Annotated in this window: 15 protein-coding genes; 4 read left to right on the forward strand and 11 right to left on the reverse strand. The window is 37.9% G+C overall.

What is annotated here, in order from left to right; translation table 11 throughout:
• From F7R58_RS12735 to F7R58_RS12760, 6 genes are read right to left on the reverse strand one after another with little or no spacing between them, the layout of a single operon-like run.
• Positions 1 to 699, reverse strand: a complete 699-nt coding sequence (locus F7R58_RS12735; RefSeq protein ID WP_158065541.1) for a hypothetical protein — start codon at positions 697 to 699, stop codon at positions 1 to 3.
• Positions 700 to 705: 6 nt separating this feature from the next.
• On the reverse strand, positions 706 to 1,506 hold the full coding sequence (locus F7R58_RS12740) for a hypothetical protein (protein ID WP_158065543.1): 801 nt from the start codon (positions 1,504 to 1,506) through the stop codon (positions 706 to 708).
• 3 nt (positions 1,507 to 1,509) lie between these two features.
• Positions 1,510 to 1,992 carry a hypothetical protein gene (locus F7R58_RS12745; RefSeq protein ID WP_158065545.1) on the reverse strand — a complete coding sequence of 161 codons (483 nt, stop codon included), beginning with the start codon at positions 1,990 to 1,992 and terminating at the stop codon, positions 1,510 to 1,512.
• A complete protein-coding gene (locus F7R58_RS12750; protein ID WP_187695290.1) occupies positions 1,989 to 4,406 on the reverse strand; it encodes a TraG family conjugative transposon ATPase in 2,418 nt (805 codons plus the stop codon). The genes F7R58_RS12745 and F7R58_RS12750 overlap by 4 nt, the downstream gene beginning before the upstream one ends.
• Positions 4,396 to 4,659, reverse strand: a complete 264-nt coding sequence (locus tag F7R58_RS12755; RefSeq protein WP_158065549.1) for a hypothetical protein — start codon at positions 4,657 to 4,659, stop codon at positions 4,396 to 4,398. Before F7R58_RS12755 ends, F7R58_RS12750 begins: the two co-directional genes overlap by 11 nt.
• 7 nt (positions 4,660 to 4,666) lie before the next feature.
• On the reverse strand, positions 4,667 to 4,957 hold the full coding sequence (locus F7R58_RS12760) for a hypothetical protein (RefSeq protein ID WP_158065551.1): 291 nt from the start codon (positions 4,955 to 4,957) through the stop codon (positions 4,667 to 4,669).
• 363 nt (positions 4,958 to 5,320) lie between these two features.
• Here F7R58_RS12760 and F7R58_RS12765 point away from each other — a divergent pair, with 363 nt between their 5' ends.
• The 3 genes from F7R58_RS12765 (at position 5,321) to F7R58_RS12775 (ending at position 9,650) form a co-directional block, all read left to right on the forward strand.
• Positions 5,321 to 7,678 carry an AAA family ATPase gene (locus tag F7R58_RS12765; RefSeq protein WP_158065553.1) on the forward strand — a complete coding sequence of 786 codons (2,358 nt, stop codon included), beginning with the start codon at positions 5,321 to 5,323 and terminating at the stop codon, positions 7,676 to 7,678.
• Positions 7,679 to 7,938: 260 nt separating this feature from the next.
• Positions 7,939 to 8,790: a hypothetical protein gene (locus tag F7R58_RS12770; protein WP_158065555.1), complete on the forward strand. Its 852-nt coding sequence runs from the start codon at positions 7,939 to 7,941 to the stop codon at positions 8,788 to 8,790.
• A gap of 401 nt (positions 8,791 to 9,191) precedes the next feature.
• Positions 9,192 to 9,650, forward strand: coding sequence for a lipocalin family protein (locus F7R58_RS12775; protein WP_158065557.1), 459 nt, complete (start codon positions 9,192 to 9,194; stop codon positions 9,648 to 9,650).
• A 508-nt stretch (positions 9,651 to 10,158) separates the two neighbouring features.
• Here F7R58_RS12775 and F7R58_RS12990 read toward each other — a convergent pair.
• The 5 genes from F7R58_RS12990 to F7R58_RS12795 all read right to left on the reverse strand — a co-directional run bounded on the left by F7R58_RS12990 (position 10,159) and on the right by F7R58_RS12795 (position 15,938).
• The gene (locus F7R58_RS12990; RefSeq protein ID WP_187695287.1) at positions 10,159 to 10,308 is read right to left on the reverse strand and encodes a hypothetical protein; all 150 of its coding nucleotides are present in this window, start codon (positions 10,306 to 10,308) and stop codon (positions 10,159 to 10,161) included.
• Between the two features lie 591 nt (positions 10,309 to 10,899).
• Positions 10,900 to 12,474, reverse strand: a complete 1,575-nt coding sequence (locus F7R58_RS12780; RefSeq protein ID WP_187695288.1) for a type IV secretory system conjugative DNA transfer family protein — start codon at positions 12,472 to 12,474, stop codon at positions 10,900 to 10,902.
• Positions 12,475 to 12,622: 148 nt separating this feature from the next.
• On the reverse strand, positions 12,623 to 14,050 hold the full coding sequence (locus F7R58_RS12785) for a DUF5712 family protein (RefSeq protein ID WP_158065561.1): 1,428 nt from the start codon (positions 14,048 to 14,050) through the stop codon (positions 12,623 to 12,625).
• The gene (locus F7R58_RS12790) at positions 14,050 to 14,628 is read right to left on the reverse strand and encodes a hypothetical protein (RefSeq protein WP_158065563.1); all 579 of its coding nucleotides are present in this window, start codon (positions 14,626 to 14,628) and stop codon (positions 14,050 to 14,052) included. Before F7R58_RS12790 ends, F7R58_RS12785 begins: the two co-directional genes overlap by 1 nt.
• 350 nt (positions 14,629 to 14,978) lie before the next feature.
• Positions 14,979 to 15,938: a zincin-like metallopeptidase domain-containing protein gene (locus F7R58_RS12795; protein WP_158065565.1), complete on the reverse strand. Its 960-nt coding sequence runs from the start codon at positions 15,936 to 15,938 to the stop codon at positions 14,979 to 14,981.
• 1,069 nt (positions 15,939 to 17,007) lie between these two features.
• Here F7R58_RS12795 and F7R58_RS12800 point away from each other — a divergent pair.
• Entirely contained in the window at positions 17,008 to 18,747 is a 1,740-nt protein-coding gene (locus F7R58_RS12800; RefSeq protein WP_158065566.1) for a hypothetical protein, read from the forward strand.
• The last annotated feature ends 3 nt before the right edge of the window (positions 18,748 to 18,750 follow it).

The following is an 18,750-nucleotide window of genomic DNA, read 5'->3' on the forward strand; positions in this document are numbered from 1 at the left end:
TCACCGAATTGTAGGATTAATATGTTCTCTCCTGATACTGTCCTGGATCTGTATTTGTTGCTCGGTCGGAGGGTCTACCTTTACAAGGTTTTCTACAAAATTGGTTATTAGATAACCAAACGGGTTGTAAGGATAGTTGATGTTCACTTTAGTCATTCGCATCTGTACATCCGCCCTGTAGAATTCTTCATTTCTTCCGTTTACCCTTTTTACCAGGACAGAAAAATCCAGATTCGGGCTGTCATCAATATTGCTAATATTCCAGCTGTCGGGAAGAATCTCGGCCTTTTGCACCAAGCCGTTAATGGAAAGAAAATCATTGTAATAACCTTTATTGTCTTTGTCCTTTATAATTTTGGTCGGCTGTTCGCCAACGAGCCAAAGAGCTTTTTCCTTTTTCTCTTTAATACTGTATTGATCCAGATCATAAAAATTCTTGACAAAATAATCTGCGTTGGATTTCAACACTTTTACCTTGTCTGTTCGGCTAGAAACAAGACTGAGCGGAATAAGATCTCCGCTGTTATTGATAGTGAATATTTTGTTGGTGCTGTCTGAGTAAATAGCCAGGGATACATACAGCATTGAAAGAACTGAAATAGTGCTGACAATGACCACCCCCCAAACCGTCCGGTGGTTCTTACGCATCTCACTGTAAATGTCCTTACCGATTTTTATCTCTGCTTTGTCATTTTTCATTTGCTCTTAATTAAAAAAGTTTCTTACCTCCCTGGTCACTATGGCAAAGAGTGAAAACTTCACCATGAATGATATCAGCAGCGCACCTATGGAATAACCAAAGAGCGTCCGTAAGTCAGTATCATAATTAATTTGATTGATGGTTAGCCCAATGCGCTCCTGTACAAATGTGAATATGGTATCCGTAAACTTTAATATCGCGGTATAGGCAACTCCCAAAAAAAATAGGCCTATGTATATTTTAACCCATCGAAGCAGCATATCCGGGTCATTCTTAATAGTGGAAAAAGCAATTGCAAAGGGGAAGATTACCTTAAACAGCTGAAGCAAGAATACTCTCTGCACTAGATACATTCCTACTACACCCATATCCAGAATGCGAAGCAGTTCCTGAAAGAAAGTCATCAGCCCAGCGGTTAGATATAAAGGGAGCAACGAAATATAGAACGACATCTTATCAAATACATCCATTTCCGAAACGCCTTCTTCGATCTTAGATAAATACTGTTCAATTGCGCCGTCTGGCAGAGCCTGTGGTGTTGTGAGGCTTAAATCTATCCCCGCAAACATCGTTTCTATAGCATTTACGATCCAGTCTGATCCCACAATGAGTAACCCGTAACCAATGATATTCATTATGCCACCTATCTTAGGTGCCTCCGGATTCTCACCGGTAATCAGAAAATTGCTTACCACTCGGATCAGAATGATTGTCATGGCTAAACTTTTGGCACCAACAATAGTGACACTGAATAGGGTAGTGCCCGATATTAGTTTATTAAGGTCTATCAGCCAGGAGTAATCCATATTTTAATAGCTCATCTTAATAAGTTTCACTCTTATTTCTGCATTTGCTGTTTTTACCTTCTTTAATTCGTTTTCCATAATCTGGATCCTCTCACCGTCGGTCATTTCAAAAAGATTATCGTTAAGAAGGGCCTTAACCGTCTTTACACTCCCGGAAATTTGACGGAGGTTGGTCTCCACTTCTTTCAGACTGAATCTGCCGCCTTTTGCTTTACGCAAACATAAATTGGCGTTGTTTATGGCTTGCTTCTGATGGTTAATCATGTTTTGAAGCTGACCCATTTGCCGGACATACGAATTCACCTTTTTATATTTTTCGTACCCCTCCTTCATCAGTTTATAGGATTGCTGCAATTGGGTAAGCTGCTGTGTGGACTGCGAAATCTGAATTCCCAGATTGGCATTTGCCGTAGCGTCGGTTACAGGTATTTGGCCGTATAGCAGACCTCCTATAATCATCATCAGTACTAATATCGTCTTCCTCATGCATATTGATTTTTGTGGTTGATGTAATTATTTATTGTGGTTTCCATATCGCCCACTTCGTCAAACACTTTCATCAGTTCTTCATTTTTAGCACCCTCGGTCTGGTACGCCCAGTACACCTGCTCGGGCACTTCCAATCGGTATACCTGATGGTGGTTGCCCCTCATAATAAAAACTTCTGAATACTTGCGTTCCCCTTCAAAGTCGGAGGTCAGAGAACTCATCTGGTTGAAGGCATGCTCGCTCATTCCGAAACGGCTTTGTAGTGCCCGGTAATCTTTTGCGTTCAGTACATAAAGAACCTGCGTGTTTTCAATGATGGTCTTGGCAATCTGCCCCGATTCTCCAGTCTCAGGGAGTTGCGAGACCGCCTGCAGAACGATCCCAATCGCTCCGTTTTGTTTTCGGACGGCTTGGAAGAAGTATTCAATCTTCTCCAAAACTCCCTTGAATTTAAATTGCTTGGCCACTTCATCAAAGAAAATGTATCCGCGTGTGCTTTTGTCTTTCCAGACCGTCTCGTTGATTACTGATGAGATTAACTGCAGCATGATGGACAGCAACAGTTCATTGTCTTTAACTTCATCCAGTTCAAATACGATGATCTTTTTGTCTCTGATTCTCGTGAGATTTGCATTGCTTTCATCAGAATAAAGAAAACTGTAGATACCTCCGTTTTCAAACTCGGACATGACAAAGAGAAATTCTTCGATATGAAAAAACTCCGGCTTTATTTGCAGGTCATCCAGCAGTGTATCCTTATTCTCCCGTACAGCCCCAATAAACTTCAAAAGGCTTTGTTCTCCACCCTGCTTGTAATAGGCTTCAATGATCTTCCGCAAAGCGGTCTTTTCATTTTCGCTGGCCTTACGGTCTCTTTTGTAATGGGTAAGTACAAATTCCGTTAGGTCTTCTATTTTGGACGCCGTAATTTCTTCATCATGCAGATCAAAGGGATTAAGTCCAATAGCTTCTCCCTCTCTGTAATGAACAAATACACTGTCCTGCGGATACAGTGCAGAGAGTTTTCGATAGGATCCACCCAAATCTACTATTACAATCCTTGCATGGTCTTCAAATACCTGCCTAAAAATATGGTTGGCCAGGAACGATTTACCGTATCCTGTAGGTGCGAAAATCATAAAATTCCTCGCTCTCACATATCTTTTTTCTTCATCCCAGTTGTCAACAATTACCGGAACATTCCCAATCCGCGAATTAAAGTATATCCCAGCCTGATCACTTTTATAATTGGTACAATTGTTCAGAAAGAGCGTTGCCAGGCTTAGATTCCCATAGAACATCTGTTTCTCGGAGAAGCAATGCGAAAACAGGTAGAATGAATTACAAAAAACAGAATTCAAAAAGTTTCCAACAGGTTGCCGGGTTTTTACATCGATATTACGGAACCGTTCTATAACTGCATTTCTACACCGCCTGATTTCTGACTCGCTGTTTGCGAGGAACAGAATATTGAAATGTCCCCTTATAATTCTTTCACTGTCTATATCATGTGCAATACTCTCTATCAGTACATCCAGTTTTTCAGCATTAGTCTTGTTATTAGGATCGAAGCTCGCAGATTTCTTCAGTAAATCATGCCGCTTGCGCAGTTTAGCAAGCTGCTGTTGATTATCTTCGAAATAAATTATTTGGTTGTACACATGGTCGAAGTCCAGCCCGAACGAAAACATATCTCCTATATTCTGGAAGAATTTGTACTTAGCCGTCGTGAATTCGCGATCGGCATGCAGCGCACTGAACTTTTGCGGCATACTTTCTTCGTCGCGGGTACAGATAGCCCCCAGCATGCGATCACCAATTTGGATGTATCCACCTTTCAGCTCCCGGTCGGTAACAAAATCGTATTGGAAATTGTTAAAATAGTAGTCGTAATGTTTAAACATTTCTTCTGCTGTAAGCGGTGTAATCGACAACGCTTTTCCACTATTTATTTTTGCGTTACCCAGAAATGCAATAATCTGATCCACGGTATTGACAAAATGGTTGATTTGGTCGTCATACCTTTCGAATTTCTTCCTGTTCAATCGCTTAAAGGGATTGGTAATCTTTGTTGTGAATATATCACCTGGAGGCAGCACGAAAAACACATAGCAACGGTGAGACAGAAACTGCCGCTGACTGAAATACTTCTTTGTAGCTTTCTGCAGGTAGTTTCCGGCCGGAAAGTGTTTTGTATCAAATTCAGATTGCAGGAAGATGTCCTGTTTCAGGAAAATTGAGCCCGATGGCATCTCCTTAAGAGCACGGTTCCATAGATCGTCCAGAGCCTCATAATCCTCAGCTCCCAGCGTATATTTTTCTGCAAGATCAAATTCATATCCCATGGCAAAAACGCCGTTCGTTCCAACGGCTTTGTTATCTTCAATATGTAGAAATACCTTATTCATCATCTGAAAACTTTTCCGGTAGCTTTTCGTCAAAAAGCCACTCATTAATCGTTTTGTTGGCCGATAAGACCAAAGAGGTGAAGTAGGTTACGGCAATGATTATTGCAACCAGTATAACTTTGAAAAGGGAAATTCCGGAAAGAAAGGAGAGAATGGAAAAGAGGCTTACAATGGTGGTTACCAAAAAGCCGAGGGTGTTAAGGCCATAAATGGTAGGCTTTTGTCGATATCCTTTCAGATTCTTTACCTTCTTCATCCATATCCTAGTTTAAATTTATGCTTCCCACATAATTGATAAGTCCTACCACTGCCCCCAGAATAGCCGCAAAAAGTACAATATTGGTTACTCCCTTTCGCCAGTCACCATTGTCTTTCACAAAGTGGCCAAGATTAACGAATACCACCACAATAAAGATGACAACAGCCACAAAAGGAAAGATCCCTTTTATTTCACTGGCAAGTTGCTGAGCCGGTCCTTTTAAGTTGATCTGAGCATAACTTAAGGCCGAAAATCCGAATGTAAATAGGGGTAAAAAGATTTTACGTTTTAACATATCAATACCTTGTTATGCAACGAATATATTATTTTTTCCAACTATACGCTACTTTTTTAACAAGTTTTAATAATTATTATCAGGGGGAAAGAATAATCGTAGAGCAAATGAAGTTTTTAGGTCGCTGTATGAGGGCATTCAGATCTTAGTGCTATACCTTGGCAGCATTCGTGATAAAAAGACTCAATAAATATTCGGGAAAGACAGTGCAGAGTATGGACAGGATTATAGTACTACCGTCTTAATTTATTTATATTTGAAAGATAAGTATCACTTTATCATACATATCTCCCGCCTGTGGGTTGTATATGTATACTTTTGTCATACATATATGCAAGTTGAGAACATTCTAAAAAACCACCGATGATTAAAAAAGTTAACATTGAGAATTTCGGCCTTTTTAAAAATTACGTCTGGGATTCTAGTATCGGCAGTGCGGAGAATTTTAGGATTGTCAATATAATTTATGGGAGAAATTATTCAGGAAAAACGACACTTTCAAGAATTTTTAAATCTGTTGAGGATGGTCAACTTCATTGTAATTATAGCGACTGTAAATTTTCTCTCGTGTTAACAGATGGAACTGTTGTCACACATAATTCATTAGAGGCAATCGGTCCCGACAATAAAATAAGAGTTTATAACACTGATTTTGTTGCTGAAAACTTAAGTTGGCTGCATAATATTGACGGAACAATAAAACCGTTCACAATTTTAGGGGCAAAGAATGTAGAATTAGACCGTCAAATAAAAGAAATTGAAGAGAAAATTGGAAATGCAGAGCAGAACACTGGAATGTTTAATAAGTTGTCCAACGCAACAGCATTATTTACAGATAAAAAAAAACAAGTTGATATTAGAAGAAATGATCTTGATGGCAAACTACGGACGAAAGCTCAAAACATAAAAAACACGGCAACCTTTAATTATCCAACGTATCAAATAAATACGATTAAAGGTGATATTTTAAATATTACTGATAAGACAAAATTATCCGACGAAGAAACTGATAAAAGGAAATTATTATTAAAGGAAGATTCTAAAGGAAGCATATCACATCTGGAGAAAATCAATATTGAATTCGCCGACTATTTCACGAAGACAAGTGAATTAGTTTCCCAAAAAATTACGGTCAGTAATCCAATATCTGAATTATTAAATGATGCTCTACTTCAAGAATGGGTACGGCAAGGAATTGAAAAACATAGAAACAAACGAACCAACTGTGGTTTTTGTGGAAATACACTGCCTGCAAATATCTGGGAAAAACTTGACGCACACTTTAGTAGAGAGTCTGAGGCTCTTCGTAGTAACCTTCAAAAGCTTATTAATGAGCTGGGGACTTTCAAAGTTGAAATTGAGAATCGCATAACAGTTCAAAAGGATCAATTTTATGCAACCCTGGCTTCTGAATTTGACGATACACTAAAAATATGGAAATCAGTAGTAAAACTTCTTGTCAAGTCTATTGATCAACTTGTGATTGAATTAGAAAAACGCGATAAAGATATCTTTAAAGAACAAAATTTAACGGAAATTGAAGATGTGACTCCTCAATTAGAAGAGCTTATAAAAGATTTTAATTTACTTATCCAAAAGCATAACGACAAAACTGGCTCACTGTCAAGTGATCAGGAAAAAGCCAAAAAGGAGTTACGCCTTTCGGAGGTCTCCACATTTATTGACACCATTGATTATCATAATGTACTTAAGGAGGTTTCTGCACTTGAAATTGAATTAGCGGGCTTAGAGTCTATTAAAAAAGCTACTGAACAAGAAATAATAAAATTAATTGATGAACGGCGAATTTTAGAAGCACAGGCTAAAGATGAAAGCAAAGGTGCTGAATTAGTTAATCAGCATTTAAATCATTTTTTTGGACACGACGAATTAAAATTGGTTGCGGAAGGATCAGCGCCAAATATTAAATTTAAAATTGTACGCGAAGGAAATGATGCAAAAAATTTAAGCGAAGGAGAATCTAGCTTAATTTCCTTTTGCTATTTCATTGCCAAGTTAGAAGATGAAATGAAAGATGAATTAACAGTTAATAAACTTATAATTTATATCGATGATCCAATATCGAGCCTCGACAGTAATCATATTTTCTTTATGTTCAGCTTAATCGAGAGCGTAATTGCAAAACAAAAAAAATATGGCCAGTTATTTATCTCAACACACAATTTAGATTTTTTGAAATATTTAAAAAAAATCACTTATCCAGATAAATACCAACCGATTCCAACAGAGAAAAAAATTGCCTCACTACAACATTTTATTATTGAGCGCCGAGGTAGAGGAAACACTAAAATGAACTTGGCACCGGCTTATCTAAAAAATTACATCACAGAATTCAATTATTTATTCAACGAAATTTACAAATGTTCAATATCGGATGCTGAAACTATTTCCCATCATTACCAATATAATTTTGGAAATAATATGAGAAAATTTTTAGAAGCTTATCTATTTTATAAGTTTCCTAGTCATGTTCTGACTTTAGACCAACGATTAAACAAATTCTTTGACGGCGACCAAATTTCAATTAATTTGGTAAATAGAGTTATTAATGAATATTCGCATCTCGGAGATCATTTTGATCGAGGTCTAGATCCAATCGATGTAGATGCCATCGGAAAAATAGCCACTGCGGTAATTGGAAAAATTCAGACCTCAGATCAACCTCAGTATGACGCACTAATGGAAAGTATTGCTGATTAAAGAACGTTCGCTAACATTGCATAACGGCAACGCCTGCTTTTTAGCTTCGTCAGAGGCTACTCAGGTAAATCAAATTTGCGTTCTCTAAGAATATTTATCTTAAGTTTACGGCACTGACCGTTATGCGCAACCGTTAGCTGTAATTTCAAACCAACATGCCAATAAAATATTACCTCTTACTGATTACTGTATCCCAATTTACTTTTTCGTTTAGTCAAACGAAGTTACCTTTTGATGAAAATTTATTATCGAAGCTAACGATGGACTATAATAATGATACAATTTTTCCAACGTACAAAAAATCAAATTTCGTTTATGTAAACCTAAAAACAAACGATACACTTTTCAACAAAAAATTTAAAGAAGCGTATCCTTTCATTAGAAACTCAGCTTTAGTCTTTGATGAAAATTCAAATTCATTCAATATTATCGATAGAAATGGGAATTTAAAATTTCAACAAGGGATTTTACAAAAAATATTAGAAACCAATCATCCTCATAAGTCGGTTATTCGATTTCTCAGAGTTGAAAACAATGTGCGACAGGAATTTCTTTATGATTTATATGAAAGTAAAATAGTGGGTGAATACATTAAACCAAATATTTGTTCAGAACCCACTCCACCACCAACAATACAAAAATTGAATAATAGTAAGTACACTTTAATTCTCGGAAATGGCAAAAAGGTTTCTTATGATTTTATTGAAGACGTAAATTCTTACGGATTTGTTGTAAAAAAAAATAATCTTTATGGTGCAATTGACTTTGAAACTGGAAAAGTGATTATTCCAATTCAATATAATAGTTATGCAAAAATTAAGACTGGACAAATTATCGCATTAAAAAAAGGGAAAATTTGGTATTATCATGGTTTTAAATTGCAGAAAAGTAAATATCTATGTCATGTTTATTTTCCTCAAGATGAATTTGATAAAAGATTTGGAATTTATAAAAGTAACAATAAGTATCATATCCTGCTTAAAGATGGAACAAGCTTATCCAAAGAATTTGATTGGATTTCCGAAAATGGAATTGTAGCTAAAAGCAGCAATAGTTTTTATTTCATACCGTTTAATACAAAAGACATTATTCCTTATTATGAAATTGAATAAAGAAGCTACAGCTAATAACTAAGCTTTCGTCTTGTCCGCAGGACAGGAGATGAAAACCGTTGAACGGAAGTTCCGGGAGCTTTGAGCAATCTTATGGAGTTTTCGACTCATAGGCAGTTTTTTGGAAGGACTACGAATATTAATCCTAAAATTCTAAAGAGTTGTCATATTTGGATTTTTAGACGGCAAGACTGTTTTCTAGCCCCCATGCATTATACTTCGATCTCAATATAGCGACGATAGCTCAGTATCGAATGTAAGCGATAAATTTCAAAGTTGTACTACATCTACATTTGCAAAAAAATTATCAATATTTCAAATTGTATAACATATTTCAAATATCCTTTCTTAGTTCAATTTTTTATTTAGTTTTACACCAACTAATTTTAACTAAATTTAATATGAGAAAGATTTTACTTTTTTCAGTGTTCTCCGCAATAACATTAATTTCTTGCTCCAGTGAAGATGATCATGTTGATCCCACTACACCTGTTAATTCTGTGGTAGGCGTTTGGAAACCCTCTGTTTTGAAAGTTTATTCGGGTACCAATAATTCTACAGTGCTATCTACAGAAAACGCAGATAACTGTACTAAACAATCAACTTATGATTTTAAATCTAACGGTACAGTAACTGCAACTGACATTGTTCCAGGAACCGGAACGGGGTGTGTCAATTTGGGCTCAGAAACGTTTAGTTATTCGTATAATGCAACGACAAAAATATTAAATATTGATGGAGACCTGTTCCCCGTAAAAACTCTGACCTCCGGTACTTTTGAATTTGAAGATGTAGATTATCAGCAGGATTACAATAACGATGGAGTAATGGACTATTTATATGTAACGTTAGTAAAATAATTTAATATACATAAAACCGAATGAAAAGGCTATTTCCAGGAAATTGGGAACAGCCTTTTATGTTTATTTACCCGTTCGCAATACGACCTGACCAACCTGATCTTGGATGTGAATCATCCATCAGGTAACTGGGAGCACCGGAGCCAGTAAATCTTTGGCTGATTTGAACGTTAACTATTTTCGCGCTCGAGATACATTCAGCAAATCTAATTTAGTGCCCTTAGAATTTACAGTAATGCGCTTTCATTTTCATCTAAGATCAAACGATTGTCGCGTTTGTGAAGCAACGTATCGCGTTCCGAAAATAACTCACCGCTTCAGGTAAGTCGACACAGAATTGAATCAGTAGCAATTCTTCCTGGTCACTTTCTTCCCAAATCCTCTAATCATAATATTTAATCACGATTATTTCAGTTCGATTATGATTCATTGGATAAAAGTATCTGTGTAATTCCGCAAAAAAAAGTCGCTGAAATTTATATCTGTTCTAATACACCGAGAGAATTTTTTACAAATTATTCTTGTTACCCATTACTCCAATTACAAAGGTCTCCATTATTACAGAGGTCATTTCGTTGCTGCTAAGCAAGGAGTTTTCCAAAGCGGGGATATCGCTGATGTCTTCCATAAACCTGAAACAGATTAAGCTGTCAACCATATACTATTCAAAAAAGTATCGCGTCACAACTTGACAGGGAGAGCCGCAGTATTATTGAAAACCTTTATTTATGGGCATTACCAAAGAATTGAAAATAATTGAAAATCTATGTCCTTTCAGGTGAAAGAATGAATTTGCAAGTTTGAACATTGATTCTGTCAATAGCGACTTGGGAAGTAATTAAGCAAACCGTTCTTTTTTAGAACATCATAGTACTTTTGAATAAATTTTATAATACAATTACATATGAACACACTTGTTATGATCGGCATACTCGTAGTATTGGTGCTAACATTCTTCACAATAGGAATTTTCAGAAAGAAGAAATTCAAAGGTTATTTGAAATTCATGAATATATTTGAAGGAGGATTTGAATCAGAAGATTAGGGTGCCGAGTCTTTCTTTTGATTTTAAGGAGTTGCGCATTTTCACTTCAATTGAGCCTTTTGGGTGATATTCGCTACGTATGGTAGAACATTCCGCAATATGGTATCAGCGATTATAGCTCGATAGATGTTTTGAAAATAGTTAACTTGTTGAGAATGGCATATTGAGCTATATTTATAAAACATTGCCTTTACCCTAATGTATTCACTCCAAAACACTCTTCGCCTCTCTCAATATTCTGTTATAATTTTCATCCAGTAGCCGCGCACTAATTCTAGTTTTGGGGCTAATAGCTTGACTATCCGCTTTGGAAGCAGTAATATTTACTATTTCGTTATTTCCATCTGACAGAAAGGCAAACTGTCCCACTTTAAGTTTGGTAAACTCATGAGCACGGTGTTTCGCGACCTCCCGTTCGCCTACAGTAGTACTTTTGTCACCCCAGCTGAACAGATTCCCGTCTGATCCTTTCTTCGTAGTAGATCTGGTTCGTTCTTTAACCAGTTCAAAATAACTCTCGTAGAATTTGGCGGTTTCACTATCATTGGCCTTCCCGAAAAACTGAGTAGATAAATTCGCAATAATCTCGCGGAAGCCGTCCCGGCCATACTGTACCACACCCTGCACAATGTCCTGCGCACAATAAATCACAGAAACACCAAAACTCCTCATCGTTGCCGGAATTTGAGCCATGTTCAGCAGTTTAATTGTGGGTGCTTCATCCAGCAAAACAAAGCTGGGTTTCCTTCCTCGGCTCATCATCTGTTTTGTAATGGTGTGAATTATTGTCGCATTAATGGGACTTAGGAACTCTGCACTCTTAGGCTCGTTCATCACCGACACTACAGTATTCACCTTTTCATCATTGATATTAAAATCGATCTCGTTGCCTGAAAGCACATAAAAGGCCTCCGGGAAAGCCACTTTTCGCAGTGCATTCGCCAAGGTAGAAATTACTGATGCAGTTTGCTTGGCTGAACCCAGACCTAACAGGAAAGTGGATCCCTGTACCGCCACTCTGACATTTGAGGTCAGAAATGCTTTAAGCTTGGCAAACTGTTCAGTAGCATCGTCACCGAATCTATCATGCTGTTCCGTTTGAATACTGAAGTCTACAGCCAGGATGAAGGATATGATGTGAGGAAGAGTACAATACTCTTTGTGGTCAAACCAGAACTTCAGCATTACCCCGGACAGCAGCGAACTGGCACTATCTTTAAAGAAATCATCACCTTTGGCCGAGCTGGTATGGATAAGGTTGTCCAGAATTACTTTTACTAGCTGATTTACATCCTTCTCACCGTGAATATAATCTGGGTGAATCGGGTTTACGCGGATACTCTTTTCAGGATGATGCAGCGCAATCACCTCCAACCTATCTCCAAACAAAGGCAGGGCAAGTTCGGTGAGTTCCCCGTCCTTATAATCATAGATAATTCCTGCGAATCCCGCCTTGGCAAAGTGCCGCATAAACAGGGAGTGAATTAATACTGTTTTTCCGGAGCCTGCGGCACCGAAGATAGCCACACCGCGCTGAATTCCCCGTACAACCTTTTTCCCCTGAGATGTTACAAACTCTATATCCCAGACTGGATCGGCAGGTTTGCGGTACGTCCATGCATACAACACCAATGATAGTATAAGGGATGGAAGTGAAAGGTAAAGTACGGTATACGACCAATTTTGTAAAATCAGCGCGAACGATATGGTAAGCGAAATATAAATAACCCCAGCCAGCCCTTTGTTAACGATCTTCTTAGACTTGAATAACGTAAACAAGAGAACGCTTAACGCGATTATCACAGTAATAATAATGAGCCAGTTTCTTAATGTGAGATCATAAAGTTCCATGCTATCGTGCTGAATATTAAAATCTAACTTCGGTTGTTCTTACCTTTAATTTTGTCTACTAATTTCAAAGCAGTATTTAAAATCCTCGTGACGCGTCCTGAAGTTTTCCTGTAGCCATTCGGATAATTCTTACTGCAGTCTCCATTGGGGTCTTCGGAACACTCATAGGAATGCGGAAACCTAACTCCTGGCTGATGTTGTTCAGCATGTTCAGTTTGCTGATCTCATTCACTCCGGTATTTCGTTTGGATTCTTCAATGAGAGGCCGAATCAGTGCCTGCCCCGTTTTGCGGGTATAGTTACTAACTGAGGATACAGTAGTGTGCGTACGGTTTCTTTCCTGCTTTCTTTCTTTATAGCCTTTATAGCTATGGGCAGGTGGCCGGTCGTACATAAATTTTCGGTCAAAACTTTCTTCCGTTTTGCTGAAGAATCGGTCTCTATTGAAGCCCACCACCGCATTTTTATTTGCCATCTTTGATTTCCGGTGATTGGCCAGTGGTGAAATGGAACCTTTGTATCGTCTATTGGGACAGTTATCGTATCGGGACACTATGATGTGTATATGGTACTGTTTTCCTCCTTTTTTCATACCTTCCCTCACGATCTCACCGGTTACACCGTCCCTGTGCATGCGTGACCTAATCTTTTCTGACTGTTCTTCTTTTTTCTTTGATGAAAGGGCCGTGTTCTGCTGAATCCTGGCGATATCCTTTTCATATTTGCGGTTGTTCATTACCCATTTATCATTGGCTTTGTAAGTCCTCTCTTGCTCAATTTTTCCCACCCACGCAAGATCCTGCTCAGTCATTGGCCTCATACGCAGATCCCGGCCCAGTTCACGTGCTTTTTCCTCTCTTACTCTCTGGTAATTTTCGTCGAATTCTTTGTCACCAATCTGAAACCCTAAGCTTCTCAGTTCTTTTTTGGTTTCTTGATTAATAATTTTTTCTTCCTTCTGCGAAGGCAAATTCTCAGGATTAAGATAGACTTTCCTCTCAAAGTTTTCGGCATAATCTCTCATCACATCCTTTGCATACTCCCGCAACATCTGATGCATCAGATCATTCTTAATAATCTCATATTGTAACTTTCCTTGCTCTGTTGCATCCAGTATTTTACGTTCCTTTTCACCAAATCCCCTACTCGCCAATTCCCTTTCTGAAACTGCTTCTAAATGGTCAAGCTCATCCTTGCTAGGGGAAACATTAAGTATGAAAAAGTTGCTCTGGGTTTGACGATGTCGGGATCCGGAATTATTGTCAATCAAATCTGTGGCTTCTTCCTGTGAAAGAAAAAGTTCCTCCTGCTCTCTGTCGTTGGTAAAAAATAAATTCTGCCGTTCCAGGTTATCATCGAAGTTGTTTCCGGAAAGATCTTCGAGTTCCTGGAAATAAGCCTCCACCACCTGCTCCCTGCCGTAATTTTCCTTATCAAGATATTCGGTCACGCTTTTACAGGATGGAGACAGATCAGGATTATGTTTAGTAAAGGATATGTGCATCAGCCTTCAAATATTTTTTCAAAATCGTCTCTACTCAACCTGGCTTCAAATGATCTGGAAAAAGCGCCTGACTTTAATTCGAATCTTGCCTTAATCACATTTATTTTCTTCTCCAAATTCTGTATGGTTTGATTACTTTGCAGGAGCTCTTCCAAAAGCTCAGCTTTTTCATTTTCCAATCTATTGATTACCTGGTCATTTACTGGGGGTGCAACTTTTTGTTCTCCGGAATCTGAATTATTAATTGCCTTTAAGATCTCCACAACAGATCTTTCCTGCAGGTTATACCCGTCAATTATTTTGTCAAAATACAGGGTAGCATATTTAGAAAGTCGCTTCTGCACACTTTCAATTCTTGCAAAAATGTGCTTCTCCATTTCAGCTACCGTTTTCTCTCTTTCGGTAATTTTTATAAACTCTTCCACTTCTGTTTTCTTCTCAGAAATGAGGTACAGAACAAGTTCATTATCGGTTTTAAATCGGAGATTTTTCTTTATCTCACGAAACTGTTCTAATGTATGTTCTGAAACATACATTTTCTTTGAATAGGATGTTATTTGGTCTACTTTCTTATCCATACTTTATTGATAACAAATTGTTTACAAATTTAATAGGCTACATTATAGTCTAGTTAATACCCTTCCATAGCACTATGTGCCTGATTGCCTGAACGTTGTCTTTAAAGACACGTTTCCTCTTGCTTTCCATTCCAACACGTAAATTTTCTGCAGGAAAAATATTTTCCTGAAAATTATTAGGCGAAAAAGCTAGTATCAAAGGTCAAAATACAAATTTGCTGTTAATAGTACAAATTGCATTTCTCAATTAGTCTTTACTGTTGGCATATCCTTCGGTTTTAAAATTAAAATTATTTGCTTGCTGTTTCTTCAAACACAAAAAAACCCTTCACAAATGTGAAGGGTTTGGCTTAAAATTGTTCTAAATATTTTTTCGACTTCTTAGACTGGATGAAAGCGCTTTTAATGTTTTCAATCCTGTTTGCAGGATTGGTGTCGGACCAACCTTTCAGGTAGCGAATCGAGTTTAAAAGTTCGCTGGTAATTCCAAATTGAAGCGCCAGTAACATCGAACCCATTTCAGCAATCAGTTCTTCAAAAGAATATTTTTCTTTGCTGTTGAAGCCTTCGTGAAGGTTTCGGTTTAATCGTTTTTCGTGACCTGTCCAATGAATGATTTCATGAAACAAGGTGGAATAAAACTTATCCTCTGAAATAAAATATTTTCGAAGCGGCATCTTTACAATGTCCAGAACCGGCGAATAGCTGCCGTGGGCGGTCTGCAAATATTCCACCCTCAAAGATGCCTGATCGGTTAGACCTTTGATGAATTTTTCACAATTATTACGTTCTTCGAAGTCAAGTTCCTCCGGTTCTTCTGTCGCAATATTTAGATTCAGTTCTTCCAGATTTTCAATTTGATTAGAATTGAATACAACATAATTTCTGATAATTGGCATTTTTGACAAGTTTTCAATATCGGCTGGTGACATCTTTTTTACTTGTTCTAAGGAGTAGATTTTTGAAGTCTCTTTATGTTTGTATATGAAGGTGAAAAATTCAATTATGACACCTTTAGAACCTTTTTTGAGTTTTCCGCCGGCTTTTGAAATGGAATTGAATGTTGCATATAAACTGCTGGTGAAACCGTTAGTAAGTGTGTCAATATACAGCGCAAGCAAATTAAATCCTTTATATTCATTTTGAGTAAATAGGTTGCGCGGAGTCTGAAACTTATAGTTTGTGTAAACTTCCCAATCCTGTACTTTTACTTTGTCAAGGTTTTCAAGTATACGGGTAATGAATTTGTCTTGGCCTTTAACAGATTGGTTAGAACTTCTTTTTTGAGTTTGGGGGGCTGTTGCATTCATAATATTATTATTTAATTAGTTATTTAGTTGTTTATCTTTTTATGTATTTATTTGGTAATGAGGACACGTTTTTTCTTTTAACTGAATGGTTTTGAAGTGACCGGAATAGGCTATCCCAAGGAATAAGGAACTTACCGGAAATGTTAAAGAACGCACTGCTGTTGTCTTTATTCGTTTAATTGAGGTGTCTTTTTCTTTGCTAAATGACCATAAAAAGGGAAGGGCGACTAAAACTGGAATAGAATGAAAGCCCGAAATGAATTTGCCCGCAGGGCTTGGGTGGGTTTGTCAGCCGGAAACGGCTGACGGATTCCCAAATTCATTTTTTTAGGAGAACAGCCCTTTTTAATTTTGCATACAGAAAAACACCGGAAATCGAATGAAGCACAGCTGTTGCGTTCTACGGTTCCGCAAGCTTTCACATACCCTGAAAGTTCCGGTCACAAGAAACCCTTCAAAAAAATATATTCCATTGAAAAGCGGTGGCTGCCAAGAGGCAAAGCGCATGGGAAGTTTTACGGAGATAGTAAACTTTTAGCCAGATACTTTTTAGCCGAAGCAGAGCGCAGGCTGAAGTGTATTTGGCGTAAAGAAAGTGAAACTATCTCCTGTAAAACACAATTGAAGTCCTGAATAAATGATACTTCCGGTGGAATGTTGAAGGTCTTCAGTTGTAGGAAAAGCTGAAGATAGATACATAACAGTTCCCAACATTGCGATAGTCGGAAAAGACATACCCTAAACAGCAGTTATTTAAAGTCGAGTGAGGTTAGTGGTCGAATTGATTCTCACTTTTGAAGGCCGCAGGTAAGTGAAAACTCGAGCTATCCGTTAGACAACTCAGATACGGCACAGTTCCTAAATGCATTCTTATACTGTTACCCTTTGCAAATCATTCCTACATCACCATACAGTTCATATAATCTTTCTACTTTATGACGGTATTTACAGTGTACCGGTTCTATTTACCACCGAGATAGATCGCCGGTGGCATTTAACAAAACATTAACATTTGGTTAAGTTTTTGTTTGCTTTTAATAAATAGCTTAGTGTTATAAAACATAATATAATGATGAACAAAAAAACAAAAGACCAGGCAGTGTGCAGTTCCCTTCTAACGGCAGTTTGTTCTTTATTTTTAGCCGCCACGAGTTTGCTGGTTAATTCTTGTAAGGACGAATTTTTGAACCCAGAGCCAGAAAAAGAGGAAAACTTTACTTCTACCATGACTGCCCGTATATTTTCCGGCGACTCTTTGATTTTACAAAACCCGTATTCGGTGACGAATATGGAAGATGCCTTACAGAAAATAAAAGATGAGAACCCGGATTTCCCTATCCGCGATTTTGCCATACAGGAAACGCACCGCTACCTGAAATTTAAACCTTCCACGGAGGAAGAGGTAGGCTTGTTGAAGCAGGATTCGACCATTCATTATTTCGATTACCGTATGGATTGCGAATATGCCGAAGGCTTTTTGGAAAGCAGGCTTCCTGATGCCGACTCCATTTCGGTGTACTATACTGCTGTTCCTGTAGGTAAAACCTTGCCTAATGTAGATTATGAGGTGCTGAGCAATCTTTATATTCCTGAAGAGGATGCTTATTTTGATGGGGTGGAAAATATGGAAAGTTATGCCATTACCAATGTAGTGGAAAACACCACCGATTTGTTTTACCATTTGCTATACAACGCTTTTGCACAAACTGGAAATGAGGAAGAACTTTTAACAGAACCTGCACCCAATGCAAGAGGATTGTTTTCCATATTTGCAGCAAAGTGGTATCCCAGCGGGAATATAAAAGTAAACGACGATGTGGCAGGAGTAAAACCGGTAACAGGTGCACAGGTCCTCATGCGGCAGTGGTTTACGGTAAGACAGGGGATTACTGATGGCAACGGTAATTTTTCCACAGGGTATGTGCGCGGGAAAGCCCGGTATGTCATTCAGTGGGAAAGATATAATTACAGCATACGGAACGGATTACTTTTTCAAGCTGAAACAAAAGGGCCTGATGTAAAGCAGCAATCTTGGAACACCACCATAAATGGCGGCGATGATGAATACCATGCAATAATACACCAAGCGGCTCACGATTTCTATTATGGATACAGGTTTGGGCTTATTTCGCCACCGATGAATAACCATCTATACAATTTTGGAAAACAGCATCAGGTGAAAATAGCAGCAAAAGAGGTAAACGGCGGTGGATTTACCGGTGTATATTCTCACGCAGCTAATGAGCTTACTTTTGGAATTTATCCTACCATCAGAATCCGGATGTGGACAAGGCCATCAGATCAAATATACGGAACCACCATTCATGAATTGGCTCATGGCTTACATTCTGTATTGGACAAGGCTTCGTATGATTTTATAGTACATAAAGGGGTAACCCTTCCCGGACACACCGTACCGATTAATGTAAGAAACAGCACGAAAAGATTGCTTGAAACATGGCCTACAACAGTGGAGATTCTGATGACCAATTATAGATATAAGACACAAGCTAACCAATATTCGGTTTTTTTTGGATCAAATCTTAATAATTATCAAAACAGAACGATAGCAGCGGACAATCATTATACTTCAGGAGGATATGACCTGATTGATGATTTTAATCAAAGAGTTGAGAATAACTCAACTGTATATCCTGTAGATAAAGTAAAAGGATATACAACTGTACAACTACAAAATGCCTTAGTAGGTAGTAAAAGTTGGAATGACTGGAGGGATAAAATTAAAAACAATTACAACAATCCTACTGAAATTTATGTAGATGAATTGTTTAATAATTGGCAAGACTAATGC

Origin of the sequence: Chryseobacterium sp. (genome assembly GCF_008831505.1) — a bacterium.
Taxonomy (GTDB): Bacteria; Bacteroidota; Bacteroidia; order Flavobacteriales; family Weeksellaceae; genus Marnyiella.

Coding starts and splice junctions, on each gene's coding strand:
- F7R58_RS12750 (WP_187695290.1), bottom strand. CDS start 4,406: ATGATGAATAAGGTATTTCTACATATTGAAGATAACAAAGCCGTTGGA.
- F7R58_RS12785 (WP_158065561.1), bottom strand. CDS start 14,050: ATGCACATATCCTTTACTAAACATAATCCTGATCTGTCTCCATCCTGT.
- F7R58_RS12765 (WP_158065553.1), top strand. CDS start 5,321: ATGATTAAAAAAGTTAACATTGAGAATTTCGGCCTTTTTAAAAATTAC.
- F7R58_RS12760 (WP_158065551.1), bottom strand. CDS start 4,957: ATGTTAAAACGTAAAATCTTTTTACCCCTATTTACATTCGGATTTTCG.
- F7R58_RS12745 (WP_158065545.1), bottom strand. CDS start 1,992: ATGAGGAAGACGATATTAGTACTGATGATGATTATAGGAGGTCTGCTA.
- F7R58_RS12770 (WP_158065555.1), top strand. CDS start 7,939: ATGGACTATAATAATGATACAATTTTTCCAACGTACAAAAAATCAAAT.
- F7R58_RS12735 (WP_158065541.1), bottom strand. CDS start 699: ATGAAAAATGACAAAGCAGAGATAAAAATCGGTAAGGACATTTACAGT.
- F7R58_RS12990 (WP_187695287.1), bottom strand. CDS start 10,308: ATGGTTGACAGCTTAATCTGTTTCAGGTTTATGGAAGACATCAGCGAT.
- F7R58_RS12800 (WP_158065566.1), top strand. CDS start 17,008: ATGATGAACAAAAAAACAAAAGACCAGGCAGTGTGCAGTTCCCTTCTA.
- F7R58_RS12740 (WP_158065543.1), bottom strand. CDS start 1,506: ATGGATTACTCCTGGCTGATAGACCTTAATAAACTAATATCGGGCACT.
- F7R58_RS12755 (WP_158065549.1), bottom strand. CDS start 4,659: ATGAAGAAGGTAAAGAATCTGAAAGGATATCGACAAAAGCCTACCATT.
- F7R58_RS12775 (WP_158065557.1), top strand. CDS start 9,192: ATGAGAAAGATTTTACTTTTTTCAGTGTTCTCCGCAATAACATTAATT.
- F7R58_RS12790 (WP_158065563.1), bottom strand. CDS start 14,628: ATGGATAAGAAAGTAGACCAAATAACATCCTATTCAAAGAAAATGTAT.
- F7R58_RS12795 (WP_158065565.1), bottom strand. CDS start 15,938: ATGAATGCAACAGCCCCCCAAACTCAAAAAAGAAGTTCTAACCAATCT.